This is a genomic window from Cellulomonas jepli, assembly GCF_047229345.1.
GTDB lineage: Bacteria > Actinomycetota > Actinomycetes > Actinomycetales > Cellulomonadaceae > Cellulomonas_A.
This window is the reverse complement of sequence record NZ_JBFTER010000035.1, coordinates 24,077-41,313: the sequence shown is the minus strand read 5'-3', so window position 1 is coordinate 41,313 and position 17,237 is coordinate 24,077. Positions and strand designations below refer to the sequence as shown.

15 protein-coding genes are annotated in these 17,237 nt (G+C 75.8%); 9 read left to right on the top strand and 6 right to left on the bottom strand.

Going from position 1 to position 17,237, the window contains the following annotated elements:
* Together AB6N24_RS10400 and AB6N24_RS10395 are read right to left on the bottom strand one after the other, a co-directional pair.
* On the bottom strand, positions 1–436 hold a 436-nt coding region (locus AB6N24_RS10400), incomplete at its 3' end, for a hypothetical protein (protein ID WP_412869334.1).
* 164 nt (positions 437–600) lie between these two features.
* Entirely contained in the window at positions 601–1,302 is a 702-nt protein-coding gene (locus AB6N24_RS10395; RefSeq protein ID WP_412869333.1) for a hypothetical protein, read from the bottom strand.
* 134 nt (positions 1,303–1,436) lie between these two features.
* Here AB6N24_RS10395 and AB6N24_RS10390 point away from each other — a divergent pair, with 134 nt between their 5' ends.
* The 6 genes from AB6N24_RS10390 to AB6N24_RS10365 all read left to right on the top strand — a co-directional run bounded on the left by AB6N24_RS10390 (position 1,437) and on the right by AB6N24_RS10365 (position 7,269).
* Complete coding sequence (locus AB6N24_RS10390; RefSeq protein WP_412869332.1) at positions 1,437–1,793, top strand: ArsR/SmtB family transcription factor; 357 nt, start codon at positions 1,437–1,439, stop codon at positions 1,791–1,793.
* On the top strand, positions 1,790–2,401 hold the full coding sequence (locus tag AB6N24_RS10385) for an SRPBCC family protein (protein WP_412869331.1): 612 nt from the start codon (positions 1,790–1,792) through the stop codon (positions 2,399–2,401). The genes AB6N24_RS10390 and AB6N24_RS10385 overlap by 4 nt, the downstream gene beginning before the upstream one ends.
* 124 nt (positions 2,402–2,525) lie before the next feature.
* Positions 2,526–4,046: a protein kinase domain-containing protein gene (locus AB6N24_RS10380; RefSeq protein ID WP_412869330.1), complete on the top strand. Its 1,521-nt coding sequence runs from the start codon at positions 2,526–2,528 to the stop codon at positions 4,044–4,046.
* A complete protein-coding gene (locus AB6N24_RS10375; RefSeq protein ID WP_412869329.1) occupies positions 4,043–4,549 on the top strand; it encodes a mucin-associated surface protein in 507 nt (168 codons plus the stop codon). Before AB6N24_RS10380 ends, AB6N24_RS10375 begins: the two co-directional genes overlap by 4 nt.
* A gap of 153 nt (positions 4,550–4,702) precedes the next feature.
* Complete coding sequence (locus tag AB6N24_RS10370) at positions 4,703–6,883, top strand: SpoIIE family protein phosphatase (RefSeq protein WP_412869328.1); 2,181 nt, start codon at positions 4,703–4,705, stop codon at positions 6,881–6,883.
* The gene (locus AB6N24_RS10365; RefSeq protein WP_412869327.1) at positions 6,880–7,269 is read left to right on the top strand and encodes an ATP-binding protein; all 390 of its coding nucleotides are present in this window, start codon (positions 6,880–6,882) and stop codon (positions 7,267–7,269) included. Before AB6N24_RS10370 ends, AB6N24_RS10365 begins: the two co-directional genes overlap by 4 nt.
* Before the next feature lie 84 nt (positions 7,270–7,353).
* On the opposite strand, the gene AB6N24_RS10360 is transcribed toward AB6N24_RS10365, so the two are convergent.
* Both AB6N24_RS10360 and AB6N24_RS10355 read right to left on the bottom strand, forming a co-directional pair.
* Positions 7,354–9,078: a metallophosphoesterase gene (locus AB6N24_RS10360; protein WP_412869326.1), complete on the bottom strand. Its 1,725-nt coding sequence runs from the start codon at positions 9,076–9,078 to the stop codon at positions 7,354–7,356.
* A 133-nt stretch (positions 9,079–9,211) separates the two neighbouring features.
* A complete protein-coding gene (locus AB6N24_RS10355) occupies positions 9,212–9,445 on the bottom strand; it encodes a hypothetical protein (RefSeq protein WP_412869325.1) in 234 nt (77 codons plus the stop codon).
* A gap of 686 nt (positions 9,446–10,131) precedes the next feature.
* Here AB6N24_RS10355 and AB6N24_RS10350 point away from each other — a divergent pair.
* Positions 10,132–13,440 carry a glycosyl hydrolase gene (locus AB6N24_RS10350; protein ID WP_412869324.1) on the top strand — a complete coding sequence of 1,103 codons (3,309 nt, stop codon included), beginning with the start codon at positions 10,132–10,134 and terminating at the stop codon, positions 13,438–13,440.
* A gap of 69 nt (positions 13,441–13,509) precedes the next feature.
* Here the strand turns inward: AB6N24_RS10350 and AB6N24_RS10345 are convergent, their stop codons facing one another.
* Together AB6N24_RS10345 and AB6N24_RS10340 are read right to left on the bottom strand one after the other, a co-directional pair.
* Positions 13,510–14,496: a LacI family DNA-binding transcriptional regulator gene (locus AB6N24_RS10345; protein ID WP_412869323.1), complete on the bottom strand. Its 987-nt coding sequence runs from the start codon at positions 14,494–14,496 to the stop codon at positions 13,510–13,512.
* A 233-nt stretch (positions 14,497–14,729) separates the two neighbouring features.
* Positions 14,730–15,314, bottom strand: coding sequence for a DoxX family protein (locus AB6N24_RS10340; protein ID WP_412869322.1), 585 nt, complete (start codon positions 15,312–15,314; stop codon positions 14,730–14,732).
* 189 nt (positions 15,315–15,503) lie between these two features.
* Here AB6N24_RS10340 and AB6N24_RS10335 point away from each other — a divergent pair, with 189 nt between their 5' ends.
* Both AB6N24_RS10335 and AB6N24_RS10330 read left to right on the top strand, forming a co-directional pair.
* Positions 15,504–16,226: an alpha/beta fold hydrolase gene (locus tag AB6N24_RS10335; RefSeq protein WP_412869321.1), complete on the top strand. Its 723-nt coding sequence runs from the start codon at positions 15,504–15,506 to the stop codon at positions 16,224–16,226.
* Between the two features lie 47 nt (positions 16,227–16,273).
* A complete protein-coding gene (locus tag AB6N24_RS10330; protein ID WP_412869320.1) occupies positions 16,274–17,161 on the top strand; it encodes a class I SAM-dependent methyltransferase in 888 nt (295 codons plus the stop codon).
* The last annotated feature ends 76 nt before the right edge of the window (positions 17,162–17,237 follow it).

The following is a 17,237-nucleotide window of genomic DNA, read 5'->3' as shown; positions in this document are numbered from 1 at the left end:
CCGCGAGGTCGGGCGACGCCCACCAGACACCCACGATCCCCGCGGCCGCGGCGGCGGGCGCCGGCACGACGTCGCCGCCGGCCACCGCGACGTCGGGTGCGTCGGGCCACGCAGCGGCTTCGCGGGTCACGAGGCGGACGACGTCCGCGACGCGGCCGAGCCGGCTGCGCGCGAGCGTCCGCGCCGCGCCCGGGCCGCCCTGCACCGCGTCCCGCAGCAGGGCGGGCGTCGTGCGGGTCCGGGCGTCGACCTCCTCGAGCGAGCGCCACGCGGCCGCACGCTCCCCCGGCGCGACGTCGAGCGCCGCGAGCCCGAGGTGCGTGAGCGCGGTGCCGGTCAGGCGGAACGTCGCGCTGAGCGCACCGAGCAGGTCGCGCGCCGCGGGGTGGCACGCGGCGTCGATCGCGAGCACGGTCGGCGAGGACAGCGTGTACACCGGGGGCCTCGCCTCCGCGCGGGAACTCGGACAGCACGACCGTAAACGCCCGGAGCCCGACCGAGCGGACGAATCCCCCGTCTGCCGCGCCGCCCGCGCCGTCCGGCGCGCGGGGCTCACCCGGCCGGGCGACACGGCGTACCGCCGGTGCGCGGCCCGGCGCGTCAGTCCGCGGCGCCGCCGTCGAGGTGGGCCTCGAGCTCCTCGCGGCTGATGCCGACGTGGTCGGCGATGTGGGTGCGCGTCTGGACGCGAGCGGCGTCGACCCCCCGCACCGCCTCGCGCACGAGGTCGGGGTGGACCGCCGGCCCGCGCGCGGCGAGCTCGCGCAGCAGGCGGTCCCCGTGCGTCGCGTACCAGGCGGCGGCGAGGTCGGTCGGGCTCGGCGCGAGGGCGAGGACCGCGCGGCACAGCTCCCCCGTCGCGACGACGAGCCCCGGTCCGTCGGAGTGGGTCAGCCACGCGGCGACGAGCCGGGTCTCCCGCCGCGCGTCGGTGTCGTCGTCGGCGGGCAGGTGCCGGAACGTGCGGCGCAGGTCGAGCGCGACCTGCATGCGCGTGTCCCAGTCCCACGAGCCGACGGCCTCCGTCGAGGTCGCGAGCGCGAGCGTCCACGGCTCGTCGTGCCCGTGCTGCACCGCCTCGATCGCGCGGAACCGCAGCAGGTGCGCGGCGCTCTGCCCCGCGGAGGCGGTGCGCCGCGCGGCCCTGTGACCGGTGCGGGGGCGCTCCTGTCCGGCCTCCGCGGTGGCCCAGGCGCCGTCGTCGTCGGCTGCGGGCGCCGCGGCGGCCCGGGTCCGGTCGACGAGCTCGAGGATCGGGCCGGCCCACTCGTCGGGCAGCGGGGCGTGGGCACGCGGGGTCATCGGGCGCCTCCTGGGCGTCGGTTCACGGTCGGTGCCCGTCGGCGCACGGGGCGGGCGGACCCCGGCAGCCTACGGCGCACCGGCGAACGCCATAGGCGTTGCCTTATATAAGCACCTACCTATACGCTCTCCCGGTGCACGCCTTCGACGTCCTGGGAGACCCGGTCCGCCGCCGGATCCTCGAGCTCCTGCTCGAGGACGAGCGGTCGTCCGGCGACGTCACGGCCGTCATCCGTGCCGAGTTCGGCATCAGCCAGCCCGCCGTCTCCCAGCACCTGCGGGTGCTCCGGGAGAACGGCTTCGCCCGCGTGCGGGCCGAGGGCGCACGCCGTCTGTACGCCGTCGAGGCGCGTCCGCTCCAGGACGTCGACCGCTGGCTGCAGCCGTTCCGCGAGTACTGGGACCAGCGCCTCGACGCGCTCGGCACGGAGCTCGCACGGGGACGCCGGGACCGGCGCGCCCGCACGTCGACCGAGAGGACCGCACCATGATCGATCTGCTCCAGGAGCTCGCCGCACTGCACCGCGGCGTCGCACGCGACGACAGCGCACAGACCGTCTCCGTGACGGTCGCCCGCGCGTACGACGCCGACGTCGAGGACGTCTGGGACGCCCTGACCGACGCCGACCGGCTCGCCCGCTGGTTCTCCCCGGTGACCGGCGACCTGCGGGTCGGCGGCTCGTTCCAGATCGAGGGCAACGCGGGCGGCGACATCCTCCGCTGCGAGCGCCCGCTCCGGCTCGAGATCACGTTCGGGATGCCGGACAGCGTCGTCTCGGTGAGCCTCGTCGAGGCGGCGGGACGCACGACCGTCGAGCTCGTGCACACCGTGCCGCTCGCGATCGCGGGCAGCGGTGCCGGCGCGTTGTTCGTGGGCCCCGGCTGGGACGGGGCCCTCCTCCAGCTCGGCCGGGGCCTGCGCGGCGAGGCCTCGGGCGACCCGCTCGCGTTCGCCGGGTCGCCCGAGATGATCGAGTTCAACCGCGGCTCGATCGACGCGTGGGCCGAGGCGGTCGACGGGTCCGGCACCGCGACGCCCGACGACGTCGCGGGCGGCCGCGCGGCGGCGGAGGCGCAGTACACGGTCGCGCCGTCCTGAGCCCGGCGGGCGTGCCCGCGGGCGGGGCCGACGTGCGGACCACGTCGGCCCCGCCTACGTTCGAGGCACGACTCGCACGGGGGCGCGCTGGAGTCGGTCGCCCGAGCGCAGGAGGAGGAGCACCGTGGGAGCAGCACCCGACCTCGGCACCCGCACCGTCCTCGCCGACCGCTACCGGCTCGACGACGTCCTGGGGCAGGGCGGGATGGCGACGGTCCACCGCGCGCACGACCTCGTCCTCGGGCGCGACGTCGCGGTCAAGCTCTTCCCGCCCGTCGCGGAGGGCGCCGACGAGCTGCAGCGGCACCAGGCCGAGATGCGGGTCCTCGCCCGGCTCAACCACCCCGGTCTCGTCACCCTGCACGACGCCGGGAGCGTGCCCGCGGGCGGTCCGTTGCGGCAGACCTACCTCGTCATGGAGCTCGTGCCGGGTCGCACGCTCGCGGAGCGGCTCCTCGCCGGAGCGCTGCCGCCGGCGCACGTCGCGCACCTCGGGCGGCAGGTCGCCGACGCGCTCGTCGTCGTGCACGCGGCCGGCGTGGTGCACCGCGACATCAAGCCCGCGAACGTGCTCCTCGCCGGCGTCGGCGAGGGTGACGGGCTCGGCGGCGCGCGTCCCCCGGCGGACGACACGGGCGGCGCGGGCGAGCTCCGGGCCAAGCTCGCGGACTTCGGGATCGCCCGGCTGTCCGACGGCGCACGGCTGACGGTCACCGGGACCACGATGGGCACCGCGAGCTACCTGAGCCCCGAGCAGGCCACGGGCTCGGGGGTCGGACCCGCGAGCGACGTCTACTCGCTCGGGCTCGTGCTCCTCGAGTGCCTCACGGGCGAACGGGCGTTCACCGGGACCGCGCTCGAGGCGGTCGCGGCGCGCCTGACGAGCTCGCCGGCGGTCCCGGGGAGGTTCGGCTCCGCGTGGTCCGACCTCCTCGGCGAGATGACGGCCCGCGACCCGCGCGACCGCCCCACCGCGGCCGAGGTCGCCGTGCGCCTCGCCGTGCTGGCCGAGCAGCCCGCGGGCACGGGGGCCACGCCCGCGCCGACCGTGGCCACGCCGGTCGTGCCCTCGCCCACCGCGGGCTCGGCGACGGCGCCCTCACGGACCGTGCCCTCGCCGACCGCCGCCGCACCCGTCGCGCCCTCGCCCACCGCCGCCGCACCGGTCGTGCCCTCGCCCGCCGAGGGCTCGCGGACCGCCGCCCCTGCGAGCGCGGCACCGCGGGTCGAGCCCGCGTCGCGTCCCGCCGACCCGGGCACGACGGCCGTGCTGCCCGTCGCACCGGGGCGCGGCGTACCCGTCCCCCCCGAGCCGGTCCTCACGCAGCCGGGCGGGGACGCCGTCGCCGGGCCCACGCACGGCTCGACCCGGGTCCCGTCGACCTCGCCCGCGCCGCCCGCGACGGGGGCCGGACGCCCCGCCCCCGTCCTCGACGAGACACCCGCTCCGGGCCGCGAGGCCGACCGGCGCGCGCGCCGCGGCACCCGCCTCGCGGCGGTGGCGCTGCTGCTGTGCGCGGGAGGCGCGACGGTCCTCGCCCTCCAGTCGTCCAGCGGCACCCCGCCGGTGCCGCCGTCGTACCCGGTCGTCGAGGGCAGCCTCGGCGACGCGCTCGACGACCTGCAGCGGAGCGTGCAGCCATGAGCGCAGGACGGGCCCGCGCCCTGCTGGCCCCGGCGCTCGCCCTCGTCGTGGTGCTCGCGGGCTGCGGCCAGGGCGCGGAGCTCGACGCCGAGCGTGCGGCGGCGCTCCAGCAGTCGGTGCTCACGGTGTCGGAGGAGGCCGCCGCGGGCCGCCACGGCGCCGCACAGGCCGCGTTGGCCCAGGTGCGCAGCGAGCTCGAGGCGGCCGTCGACGCAGGCGAGGTGTCGACCGCGCGCTACCGCCAGATCGACGACGCGCTCGACCGCACGGACCAGGAGGTCTCCGCAGCGCTGGCGGCCCAGGCGGCGGCGCAGGCTGCTGCGGAGCAGGCCGCCGCAGAGCAGGCCGCCGCAGAGCAGGCCGCAGCGGAACAGGCAGCCGCCGAGCAGGCCGCAGCAGAGGAAGCGGCCGCGCGGGAGGCTGCGGCGCGCGCGGCGCAGGACGAGGCACCCGGACCCGGGAAGGGCCCCAAGGGCAAGGGCAAGAAGGACGACGACGACTGAGGCGAGCGCCTCACCGTCTTCCCTTGATCCGGGGGCCCCGCCGACCGATAGTGCCTGAGGGGCGCGGTGCACGTCACCGCCCTCCGGGCGCCCGCGACGCGTCCGACGTCCGTCGCCCGGGATCGCTCGGGTCGAACCCGGAGGGGAGGGTCCGTGCCCGGCAGCAGGTCCGACCTGGAGCCGTCCGAGCCGAGCGCCCCGACCCCCGCGGCGCCGACCGGGCGGACGAGCCCGGCGGTGCCGTCCCCGCTCTCCCGCGCCGGCGAGCCCGCACCCACCACCCCCACCGACCCGTCGCTCGTGTCCGCGCTCGGTCGTGCCGGTGTCGAGTCGGCCCAGATCGGCACGTACGCCTGGGACCTCGTGACCGGCGAGCTCGCGCTCGACGAGCAGCTCATGGCCGTGTTCGGCTTCGGGTCGGACGAGTTCGACGGGACGATCGGGGCGGTCGGTCAACGGCTGCACCCGCACGACCGGCCCCGGGTCGCGCGCGCGTTCGAGCTCGCCGTGGAGTCCGAGGGCTACCTCGAGATCGAGTTCCGCGTCCTGGTCCCGCACGCCGACGCGCGCTGGGTGCTCGCGCGCGGGAGGCTCGTGCTGGACCGTGACGGCCGCCCGGCGCGCGCCGTGGGTGCGGCCTTCGACGCGACGGCACGCCAGCAGGGTGAGGCGCGCACGGCACGCCTGCTCGAGGCGATGCCGACGGCGTTCTTCTCGGTCGACGCGGAGTGGCGCTTCACCTACGTCAACAGCGAGGCCGAGCAGCTGCTGCGCCGGCCGCGCGAGGAGCTCCTGGGCGGCGTCCTGTGGGAGGTGTTCCCGGAGACGCGCGGGACCGAGTTCGAGACGGGCTACCTGCGTGCGGCGCACACGGGCGAGACGGTCGGGTTCGAGGCGCACCACCCCGCGCCGCTCGACGCGATCTTCGAGGTGCGTGCCTGGCCCGGGCCCGACGGCCTCGCGGTCTACCTGCAGGACGTCACCGAGCGGCACCGCGCCCAGCGCGCGGCCGAGCACGCCGCGCGGCTCGAGCGGCTCAAGGCCCAGGTCACCGACCGGCTCACCGAGACCCTCGACGTCGAGCAGTCGGTCTCGCGCCTCGCCCCGCTGCTGGTGCCGACGCTCGCGGACTGGTGCATCGTCACCGTCGTCGACCACGCCGACGACCCCGCCACGCCGCCCGTGATGCGCGACGTCGGCTTCGCGCACCGTGACGCGCGCCTGCTCCCTCTCGTCTCCCGGTACGCGGGCTGCCGTCTCGAGTCGCTCCGGGACGAGTCGTACGTCGAGCGCGCGCTGCGCACCGCGCAGGTCGTCGAGGTGCGCAGCGATGCGACGCAGGCGGCACGGTCGGTCCTGGAGCCGGGTGAGGCGCGCGAGCTGGTCACGCGGCTCGCCCCGGGCAGCGGTGCCGTGCTGCCGCTGCGCGGGCGCGGCCGCACGCTCGCGCTCGTCACCCTCTACAACAGCCCCGCCCGCGGGCCGATGACGCGTCAGGAGCTGCGCGCCGCGCAGGACCTCGCGGGCCGGGCGGGACTCGCGCTCGACAACGCCCGCCTGTACCGCCAGCAGCGGCACCTCGCGGAAGAGCTCCAGCGGTCGCTGCTCGCGGAGCCCGCCGGCCCCGAGCACGTCCAGATCGCGGCCCGCTACGTCCCTGCGGCCGAGGCGGCGGAGGTCGGCGGCGACTGGTACGACGCCTTCCCGCAGCGCAGCGGCGACACGGTCGTCGTGATCGGCGACGTGCTCGGGCACGACAGCGCCGCCGCCGCGACGATGGGCCAGCTCCGGGCGGCCCTGCGCGGCATCGCGGTCGCGACCGGCGCCGGGCCCGCCGAGCTGCTCGGCGTCGTCGACCAGACGATGCACACGCTGCGCACGCCCACGATGGCCACGGCCTTCGTCGCCCGGCTCGAGCACTCGTGCGAGCAGGCCGGGCGCGGCGAGGCGACGGTCCGGTGGTCGAACGCGGGCCACCCCTCCCCCGTGCTCATCCAGCCCGACGGGAGCGTCGAGGACGTCGTGGGGGTCCGGCCCGACCTCCTGCTGGGCGTCGACCCGGACGCCGCCCGGTCGGAGGCCACGCTCACGCTGCGGCCGGGTGCCACGCTCGTCCTGTTCACGGACGGGCTCGTCGAGCGCCGCGACGAGGGCATCAGCGAGGGCCTGGCCCGGCTGCGCGCGACGCTCGAGGAGCTGGCCGGTCGCGGCCTGGACGACCTGTGCGACCAGGTGGTGGCGCGGATGCTGCCGTCCCGCCCGCAGGACGACGTCGTGGTGCTGGCGCTCCGCCTCGACCCGGTGCGGACCCGCACGCCCGAGGCGGTCCGGTGAGGACCGACGCGCGCGCCGAGCTGCGCCTCGAGGCCGACCCGAGCGCACCGCACCGCGGGCGGCACTGGGTCGTGCCGGTCCTGCGCGCGCACGAGGCCCCCGAGCCCGCCGTCGACCTCGTCGAGCTGCTGACCAGCGAGGTCGTGACGAACGCCGTCAAGTACGGCTCGGCCGAGCACGGGATCGTGCTCTCGGTGGGCTGGGCGGACAGCCGCGTCACCGTCCGGGTGACCGACGCGAACCCGACGGCCCCCGTGGTGCACCGCTCGGCGCCCGAGGACCTCGGGGGCCGCGGCATGGAGCTCGTCGAGCTGCTCGCGGAGTCGTGGGGTGTCGAGTCGCACGCGGGCGGCAAGACGGTCTGGTTCACGGTGCACGCGGCCTGAGCGCCGGCCGGGCGCACGCCGCCCGCAGGGCGTGACCGGGCCACCCGCCCGCGACGGTGCCGCTCCCGCGGGTCGACCGCCCGGTCAGGGCGTGCGCGCGACCACGTCGTCGAGCTGCACGACGAGCGGGGTGCCCGTCGCGGAGCTCGACAGGTACAGGTTCGCGCCGATCTCCCCGGCGGCCTGCAGCCCCGCGGTCGCGTCGGTCGTCGTGACCTGCCATGTCGCCGGCTCCGGGTCGCCGGCACGCCAGACGCGGGCCCGTACGGTCGTCGGGGACGTGCCCGTGACCTGGACACGCACCTGGAGCCGCGTCCCGGGGACGTGCGCGAGCCCGGGGACGACGACGGCCGGCACGAGCACCGTCTCGCTCGAGCCGGCGGTCCGCGTGAGCGCCACGGCCACGGCGCCGGTCGAGCGGAGGTGCACCTTCGCCCGGTAGACCCCGACCGCGGGGACCCGCCGGCCGTCGACCGAGACGTACAGCCCGCCGCCGGTCGTGGCGCGGTCGGTCGTGGCGGTGAGCGTGAGGTCGGTCGACGCCGAGGAGACGGGCAGCGCGAGCTCGCGCCCGGCCCCGGCACCGAGCTGCACACGCGCTGCGCCGCCCGAGACGGAGTAGCCGGTGCCGCTCGTGCGCCAGGCGCCGCCCGTCTCGGCGCTGCCGAGGCCCGACGCGACCGTGCGCGTGAACGTGTCCGCCGCGAAGGGCGTGCCGCCGGGGTCGGGCGTGCCACCGATCGTGAAGGCGTCGGTGAACGTGCCGCCGTCGGCCCGCACGAACCCGGCCGTGAGCGTCGTGGCGGTCGCGCGCACGTCGAGCACGCCCCACGTCGACGTCGCGAGCCCGGAGGCCGCAGCGAAGTAGGGCGCCTCGCCGTCCGCAGGGTTCACGTCGCGCTGGACGACGCCGCCCGTGCCGACCGTCGCGAAGACCGTGCCGGCGCCCTTGACCATGCTCGCGTCGGCGTCGACCACGCAGTCGAGGTCGGCGGTCCCGGGAGTCAGGCGCGTGCAGCCGGTCCCGTGCCCGAGCTGCTTGGTGCGCTGGTAGAGGTGCTCGTGCCCGTGCAGCACGAGGTCGACGTCCGAGGCGAGCAGCAGGTTGAGGAGGTCGGGCCCCATGTCGCACGGGTACTGGCCCATCGACAGGCACGGGGTGTGCGACCCGACGACGACCCACGGGATCTGCTCGGCCCGTGCACCGTCGATCGCCGCAGCCGTCCACGCGTACCGCGGCGAGCCGGCGGTGTAGGACGCGAGGCCCTCGGGGAACGTCAGGCCCGGCGAGATCATCACGTACCGCACGAGCGGGTCCTGCGCGGGCACGTCGACGTACCACTGCCGACCGTAGGTCCCGACGAGCCCGGGGAGCTGGTTGGGCAGGCACGAGGAGAAGTCGTTGATGTGGCCGTTGGCGCCGTTGGACTCGTGGTTCCCCGCGAGGAGCTCGAACGGGAAGCCCGCGCCGACGTGCTGGGTCACGAGGTCGCACCACGCCTGCTCGCCGCCGACCGCGCCGTACGAGAGGTCGCCGAGCGCGAGGTTGAGGTCGGGTGCGAGGCTGCCGATCAGGCCGAGCACCGCCCGGGACTGGGGGCCGGCGCCGTAGTCGCCGGCGGCGGTGAAGTGCACCTCTCCCTCGACCGCAGCGGCGCCCACGCCGGCGGCGGCAGCCACGCCGGCGGCAGCGGGCGGGCGCGCCGGGAGCCCGGTGGGGGCTCCGCCGACGCCCGTGGCGAGCGTGAGGGTGAGCGCCGTGGCCGCGAGGGTCGCGACGAGCGGGGCGAGTGCGGGGCGGTGCGTCATGTCGGCCTCCGGGCGGCGAGCGGGCGCGCAGCACCCAGACCACCACGAACCGGGGCGAAGCGGAACGGTGCGCGAGGGTGAAGCGCCCCGAGGTGCGCCCGCGCCGGTCCGCCGAGCGGGCGCGGGGCGCGCGTCAGCCCGTGGGGCAGACCCAGCGGCCGCGCGCCGCGACGAACGCGAGCTCGCCCGGCCGGCCCGCGAAGGGTGCGCGTGCGAGCACGTAGTCGGCCTCCGGCGCATCGCCCGGACCGGGGTCGTGCGCGACGTCGGTGACGCCCACCGTGATGGTCTCCCCCGCGCGCACGGACGCCGGCCAGCTGAAGACGTGACCTTCGAGGATCCCGTCGAGACACGTGTACTCCGGCACCGCGGACCTCCCGGTCGTGACGTCGCCCACCGTCGTGGTGGGCGGCGCTCACGCTACGGACGCGCGATGAACGCGCTGTGTCGTCGGCGTGACGGTGCGGGCGCTCGGCCGTCGACCCCCTCGCCACCTGCGACGACGTCGCGGAAGTTCACCCGTCCACCCGCGCGTCGGTGGCCCGCGAGCGCGCGGTGAGGTTTCGGGCCGGTGTCGGGAGTACGTCGAACGGGTGAACCGCGTGACTTCCATTGACTTCGGCGAGCGCCCACCACACGCTGAGCCGTCACCTAGTGACACGATTCACCTACCGAGAACCTCAGCGTGGAGGACTCCTCATGGGCAGCACGAGCTCGCCTGCGGCCGCACCCGCCGCCGCCCCACCCCGTCCGCGGACCGGGTCGGGCTGATCCACCGCCCGCACGCGACCCGGACGGGCCGGCCCAGCGCCGGCCCGCACCGCCGCGCCGGGCAGCACGACCGACGCACCACCTCCCGGCACGCACCACGCCGCCGGGGCACCACCTGCTGACCGGGGGACGCGGGTGACAACGGGGCCGCACCGGCCCCGTGGCGTCCGACGGACCCGTCGGCCGCCCTGTGCACGACCGAGATCGGGAGACATCCGGATGTCTGCAGGGAGAGAACCAACGACGCCGACCTGGCGGCACCGAGCCCGACCCCAGGGCCGCGTGCTCGTCGCGCTCGTCGTCCTCGCGGCGCTGCTCGCCTACGTCCTCCAGGCGGCCGTCGCGCCGCGCGCGGACGCCGCGACCGTCGGGGCCGGCAGCTACGCCGAGGGCACGCCCACGGGCGGGGCCGTCCCGACGGAGTGCAACGGCACGCCCGTGACGAACCCCCGGGCGCACGTCACCGCGAACTTCCCCGCGGGCGCGGTCCCGACGAACGACTGGTGGACGTCGCTGCTGTGGCGCAAGTTCGACTGCGCGTCGATCTCCGAGAACCTCATGGCGCACCCGCTCGCGTTCCACGCGTACACCGACGGGCTCGGGGTCAGCTACCCGACCACCGCGAGCATCTCGGGGACCGCGACCGGCGTCAGCGAGTACCACTACAACTACACCGAGGACTTCCGGCTCGGCATCGCGGGCCTGAGCTCCGACGGCAAGGTCGACGGCTACTCCGACTGGACCGTCAGCGAGCTGTGGACCAACGGCACCAGCAGCCTGCGCACGACGTTCGGCCACGGGCTGCCGTTCGTGTACGCCACGAAGACCGGCGGGAACGCGACGCTGACCGGCAAGGCCGCCCCGACCGTGTGGAGCAACGGCGGCGGCGCTGTCGGCTACACGATCAACGGTCACGACTACGCCGCGTTCGGCCCCTCGGGCTCGACGTGGACCGTCTCGGGCAGCACCCTGAGCTCCTCGCTCAACGGCGGCTCGTTCTTCTCGGTCGCCGTGCTCCCCACGTCGTCGGGCAGCTCGAACGCCGACCGCGTCGCGGCCCTCAACGCCTACGCGCCCTACGCGCACAACCACGTGACCGGCACCAAGGTCTCCTGGTCCTACGACGAGGCCAGCGCGAAGATGACCGCGACGTACGCGTTCACCACGACGGCACGGCAGGGCTCGGGGACCGGCACGGTGTACGCGCTCTACCCGCACCAGCGCGACCAGCTCAGCGGCGCCACGCCGAGCGCGTACTCCTACGTCTCGCCGCGCGGCCCGATGCGCGTCGTGATCGGCAGCTCGCAGTTCCAGACCGTCGCGAGCTTCAACGGCGTGCTCCCGCAGCTCGCGAACACGGGCTTCCCGGCCGGCTCCGCCGACGACACGCAGCTCAACGGCTACGTCGAGCAGGTCGCGACGGGTGACCCGTTCGCCGGCTTCGGCGACGACACCTACTGGACCGGCAAGGCGTTCGGCCGGATCTCCCAGGTCGCGCACATGGCGAACCTCACGGGCAACACCGCCGCGCGGGACCGCCTCGTCAGCTCGATGAAGACGCGCCTGACCGACTGGATGACCGCGTCGCCCGGCGAGACGACCCGCTCGTTCTGGTACAACCCCGCGTGGGGCACGCTCATCGGCTACCCGGCCTCCTACGGCTCGGACACCGACCTCAACGACCACCACTTCCACTACGGGTACTACGTCGTGGGCGCCGCGACGGTCGCGCAGTTCGACCCCGCGTGGGCGGCCGAGTCCGCGTACGGCGGCATGGTCAACACGGTCATCAAGGACGCGGCGAACTGGGACCGCAGCGACACCCGCTTCCCGTTCCTGCGCGACTTCGACATCTACGCGGGCCACGACTGGGCGGCCGGCCACGGCGCGTTCGGTGCGGGCAACAACCAGGAGTCGTCGTCGGAGGGCATGAACTTCGCGAGCGGGCTCATCCAGTGGGGTCAGGTGACCGGCAACAAGGCGGTCCGCGACCTCGGCATCTACCTGTACACGACGCAGGCGTCGGCCATCGAGAACTACTGGTTCGACACCGACGACGAGGCGTTCCCCGCCGCGTTCGGCCACTCGACGGTCGGCATGGTCTGGGGCGACGGCGGCTCGTACTCCACGTGGTTCAGCGCCGAGCCCGAGATGATCCAGGGCATCAACCTGCTGCCCAGCACCGCGGGTCACCTGTACCTGGGCTACAACCCGGCGTACATCGGGCGCAACCTCGCCGAGCTCGAACGCAACAACGGCGGGCCCGCGACGGTGTGGAAGGACATCATCTGGGAGTTCCAGGCCCTGGCCGACGCGCCGACCGCGCTCTCCCAGTTCCGCGCCCAGGCGAGCTCGTATGCCGTCGAGGAGGGCGAGTCGAGGGCGCACACCTTCTACTGGCTCAAGAACCTCGCAGGCCTCGGGACCGTCGACCGCTCGGTCACGGCGAACACGCCGCTGCACGCGGTCTTCGTGAAGAACGGCGTGCGGACCTACCAGGCGGCCAACATGAGCGGCAGCCCGATCACGGTGCGGTTCTCCAACGGCGTCACGCTCAACGTCCCGGCCCGCTCGGTGACGGCGTCCACGACGTCGGCGCCGACCGACACCACGGCGCCGTCGGTGCCGGGCAGCCTCGCCGCGTCGGGCACGACGTCCAGCGCGACGACGCTGTCGTGGAGCGCGTCGAACGACGGCTCGGGCGGCACGGGCGTCGCGAGCTACGAGGTGCTGCGCGGCGGCTCGGTCGTGGGCACGGTGACCGGGACGACGTACACGGCGACCGGCCTGTCCCCCGCGACGGCGTACAGCTTCACGGTGCGCGCGGTCGACGGGGCCGGGAACCGCTCGGCGGCGAGCAACGCCGTCTCGGTGACGACGAGCCCGTCCTCGGGCGGCGACACCACGGCGCCGTCCGTCCCCTCAGGCCTCGCGGCCTCGGGCACGACCGCCTCGGCGACGACGCTCGCGTGGAACGCGTCGACCGACGCCGTGGGCGTCACCGGCTACGACGTGCTCCGGAACGGCTCGGTGATCGGCTCGACCGCGAGCCGGACGTTCACCGTGACCGGCCTGTCCCCCGCGACCGCGTACGCGTTCGCGGTCCGGGCCTACGACGCCGCGGGCAACCGGTCCGCCGCGAGCGCCGCGGTGAACGTGACGACCGCGTCGTCGAGCACGGGCGTGGACGCCACGTCCCGCATCCAGGCCGAGGCCTACAGCGGGATGCTCGGCGTGCAGAAGGAGGCGACGCAGGACGTCGACGGCGGCGAGAACATCGCGTGGATCGCGAACGGCGACCACGTCCGCTTCGACAACGTCAACTTCGGGACGACGCCGCGCGGCACGTTCAGCGCGCGGGTCGCCTCCGGGGCCGGCGGGTCGATCAGCGGACTCGTCAACGTGCGGCTCGGCAGCCCGACCGCGCCGCCGATCGGCAGCTTCGCGGTCGGGAACACCGGCGGCTGGCAGTCGTGGCGCACGATCCCGGCGAACATCCAGCCGACGACCGGTGTGCACACCGTGTACCTGACGTTCGACTCGGGCCAGCCGGCCGACTTCCTCAACGTCAACTGGTTCACGTTCAGCTAGGCCCGCCCGACCAGCAGCACACCGGCCCGGCAGCACACGCTGCCGGGCCGGTGCTGCGTGCGAGCCCGGTCACGTCGACGCGCGCTGCACCACGTGGAAGAGGTCGTCCGGCGCCTGCAGCGACACGCTCGAGCCGTCGAGCGCCGCGAGCACCGCGCGCGTGAGGTGACGGGCCTGCGCGTCGGTCGCCTGCCACACCGTCGTGAGCGCCGGCGCCGCGAGCCCGGCCGCCGGGATGTCGTCGACGCCGATCACCGCGACGTCCTCCGGGATCCGCAGGCCCTCCGCCCGCAACCCCGCGAGGACCGCGAGCGCCACCTCGTCGTTGTAGGCGACGACGCCCGTGACAGGCTCGGGTCCCGCACGCCAGGCCCGCACCGCGGCGGACGCGGACGCGACGTCGAGCTCGACCTCGTGCGGCTGCGGCTCCGGCAGCCCGCGGGCGCCGCACGCGAGCCGCGCACCGGCGAGCCGCCGGTCGGCGAAGACGGCGAGGCGCTCGTCCGCCGGCGCGGCGTACCCGAGCACGCGGTGCCCCCGCTCCGCGAGGTGCTCGACCTGGAGCCGGCCGATCCCGATCTGGGGCACGGAGAAGCTCTCGGGGTGCGGGTCCTCGTCGAGCGAGCTCGTGAGCACCTGGATCCCGGCGCGGCGCATCGCCTGCTCCTCGTCGTCCGTGAACGCCGTGAGCCCGACGACGGCGCGCGGGGTCACGGCACGCCACAGCTCGGCGATGGGCCGGCGCCCGCGGTCGTGGTGCACCAGCATCGACAGGCCCCGGTCGGCGAGCTCGCTCGCGAGGTGGTCGAGCAGCGTGTCGATGACCGGGCCGACCGGCCAGTTCGGCAGCACGCACAGCACGAGGTCGCTGCGGCCCATGCGCAGCGCGCGGCCGGCGACCGACGGGGTGTAGCCCAGGCGCGCGGCCGCGTCGCGGACCCGCTTGCGCGTCGCCTCGGGGATCGCCACGTCGGGGCGGGAGTTGAGGACGTAGCTCACGGTCGTCCGGGAGACGCCGCTCTCGCGTGCCACGTCGGCACCGGTGACGCCTGGCACGGATCCTCCTCGACGCCGCCGACAGCACGTTCAGCGGTCACCCTAACGTCGTGCCCGCACCCGGCACAGCACGTTCCGCCGCGGGGTGCGGTCGGCCGGTACCGAGGGTGACCCCGGGACGAGCATCCGGCGCGCGGGGCGTCCGAGGCGCCTCCCGCGGCCGCCCGGCGCGTACGCCGGCCGGCGAGCCGCGCAGGGGGCGCGTCCCGTCGGCCGGCTGACGGTGGCCGTGCTCAGCGGAGCCAGGACGCCCGCTGCACGACGGGGAGGCCGGCCCACCAGCGGCCGAGACCCCAGGTGTCCCCGGCGAGGAGCGTCGCGCACACGACCAGCACGAGCGCGTACACGAGGTGGTAGTCGACGACCGGGTTGGTCGAGCCCTGAAGGAGCGGCCACTCGGCGACCCACATCAGCACCATCATGATCGAGCCCGCGACGGCGGCGATCCGCAGCCCGACGCCGAGCATGACGGCGGCGCCGATGCCGAGCAGCCCGAGCATGAACAGCCAGTCGCTCACCGGACCGGCCATCGACGCGAACGTGTCCTTGAACGGGCCGACGGCGGCGTACGTCATGAACCCCTGGCTGGGCGTCCCGCCGTCGATCCAGGCGAGGCTCGGCTCGCCCCCGGGGACCGCGGCGCCGGTGCTGTAGTGCAGGCCGAACGTCTTGTCGAGGAACGCCCACAGGAAGATGAAGCCCGTCGCGAGCCGGGTCACGGCGAGCCAGCGCCGGCCGGTGGCGGACGTCACGAGGTCCTGCTCGACGAGCGTGGCGGGGTGGGTCACGCGGGCTTCGGCGGAACGTGTGGCAGACATGAGATGCCTCCTTCATCGGTGGCGTGTTCCGTGCGCCGTGGTGCCTGACCCTTCCGACGATCCTCGTGCGCCCGCGCGCCGCACAGGGCCGAACGTCCCAGGAGCCGGCGGCCCGGGCTGCGGAGGTGACGGGAGGCGCAGGGTCTGGGACCGTCGGGGGTCGGAGCACCGGTGCACGGAGGAGACGGCATGGCCACGTTCGTCCTGATCCACGGAGCCGGCGACGTCGGCTGGTACTGGCACCTCGTCGAGGCGGAGCTGCGGGCGCGGGGCCACGACGTCGTCGCGCCGGACCTCCCGTGCGACGACGACACGGCGGGGCTCGTCGAGTACACCGACGCCGTCGTGGCGGCGGTCGAGCGGTCCCGGGCGGACGCGGGTCCACCGGGCCTGAGCCCCGACGTCGTCGTCGTCGCGCAGTCGTTCGGCGGCTTCACCGCACCGCTGGTCTGCGAGCGGCTCCCGGCGCGCCTGCTCGTGCTCGTCGCCGCGATGATCCCGGCGCCGGGCGAGGTGCCCGCGGAGCACACCGAAAACACCCGTTACGCCGACGACGCGTGGGACGGGTACGGCGACGAGATCGAAATGTTCTACCCCGACGTGCCGCGCCCGCTCGCGCTCGAGGCGCAGCGCCGGGCCCCACGGCAGTCGGAGGCCCGGATGCGCGAGCCGTCGCCGCTGCGCGCGTGGCCCGACGTGCCGACCCGCGTGCTGCTGTGCCGCGACGACCGCGTGCTCACGGCGCGGTACCTGCGGCGGGTGGCCCGCGAGCGCCTCGGCATCACGCCGGACGAGATCGACGGCGGGCACACCCCGGCGCTGAGCCGCCCCCACGAGCTCGCCGACCGCCTCGAGGCCTACGCCGCCGAGCAGGGCCTCGCCGGGACGACGCCGGGGCCGGGACGGAGATGACGGGCGGGCTCCCGGCGGAGCACGGCCCCCGGGTGACGAACGGCGTCGTGAGGGCGGACGGCGTGGTGGCGGACGGCGTGGTGGCGGACGGCGTGGTGGCGGACGGCGCGGCACCGGGCGATGCAGCACCGGGCGACGCGGCGGCGGGCGGGTACGACGCGGAGCTGCGCCGCTACGACCCGGTGCTGCGCCGCGCCGCGGCGGTGCGGCCGGGCGAGCGCGTGCTCGACCTCGGCTGCGGGACCGGCCGGACCACGCGGGACGCCGCCCGGGCGTCGCGGACCGGACGCGCGCTCGGGGTCGACGTGTCCGGGCCCGCGATCGCGCGCGCCCGGGAGCTCGCCCGCGCCGAGGGGCTCGTCGACGTGGCGTTCGAGGAGGGCGACGTGCAGGTGCACCCGCTCCCGCCGGGCGGGTTCGACGTCGCGCTCAGCCGGTTCGGCACGATGTTCTTCGACGACCCCGTGGCGGCGTTCGGCAACGTGCGCCGCGCCCTGGCTCCCGCCGGGCGGCTCGCGATGCTCGTCTGGCAGACGCCGGCGCGCAACGCGTGGCACGTCGAGCTCCGCACGGCGCTCGACGGTGCCGACGCCCCGGCGGACGCGCCGGGGCCGGCGCCCGGGTCCGAGCCCGGTCCCGACCCGTTCTCGCTCGGCGACCCCGACGTCGTGCGCGCCGTCCTGCGGGCGGCCGGGTTCGCCGACGTCGCCCTGACCGACGTGCGCGAGCCCCTGTGCTTCGGTCCCGACGTGAGCTCCGCCCTCTCCTGGGTCCGCGGTTTCACCTGCACCACGTCCGCCCTCGCGGGCCTCGACGCCGAGGCCGCCGCGCTCGCCCTCGACCGCCTCCGCGCGACGCTCGCCGCGCACCGGCGCGAGGACGGCGTCTGGTTCGACGGGCGCGCCTGGCTGGTCACCGCGCGCCGCGACGCCTGAGCACCGACCGGGACCCGGCACGCACCGCTCCGACATCACCTCGTGGACGGCCCGACGTCGCGCCCCGGCCCTCCCC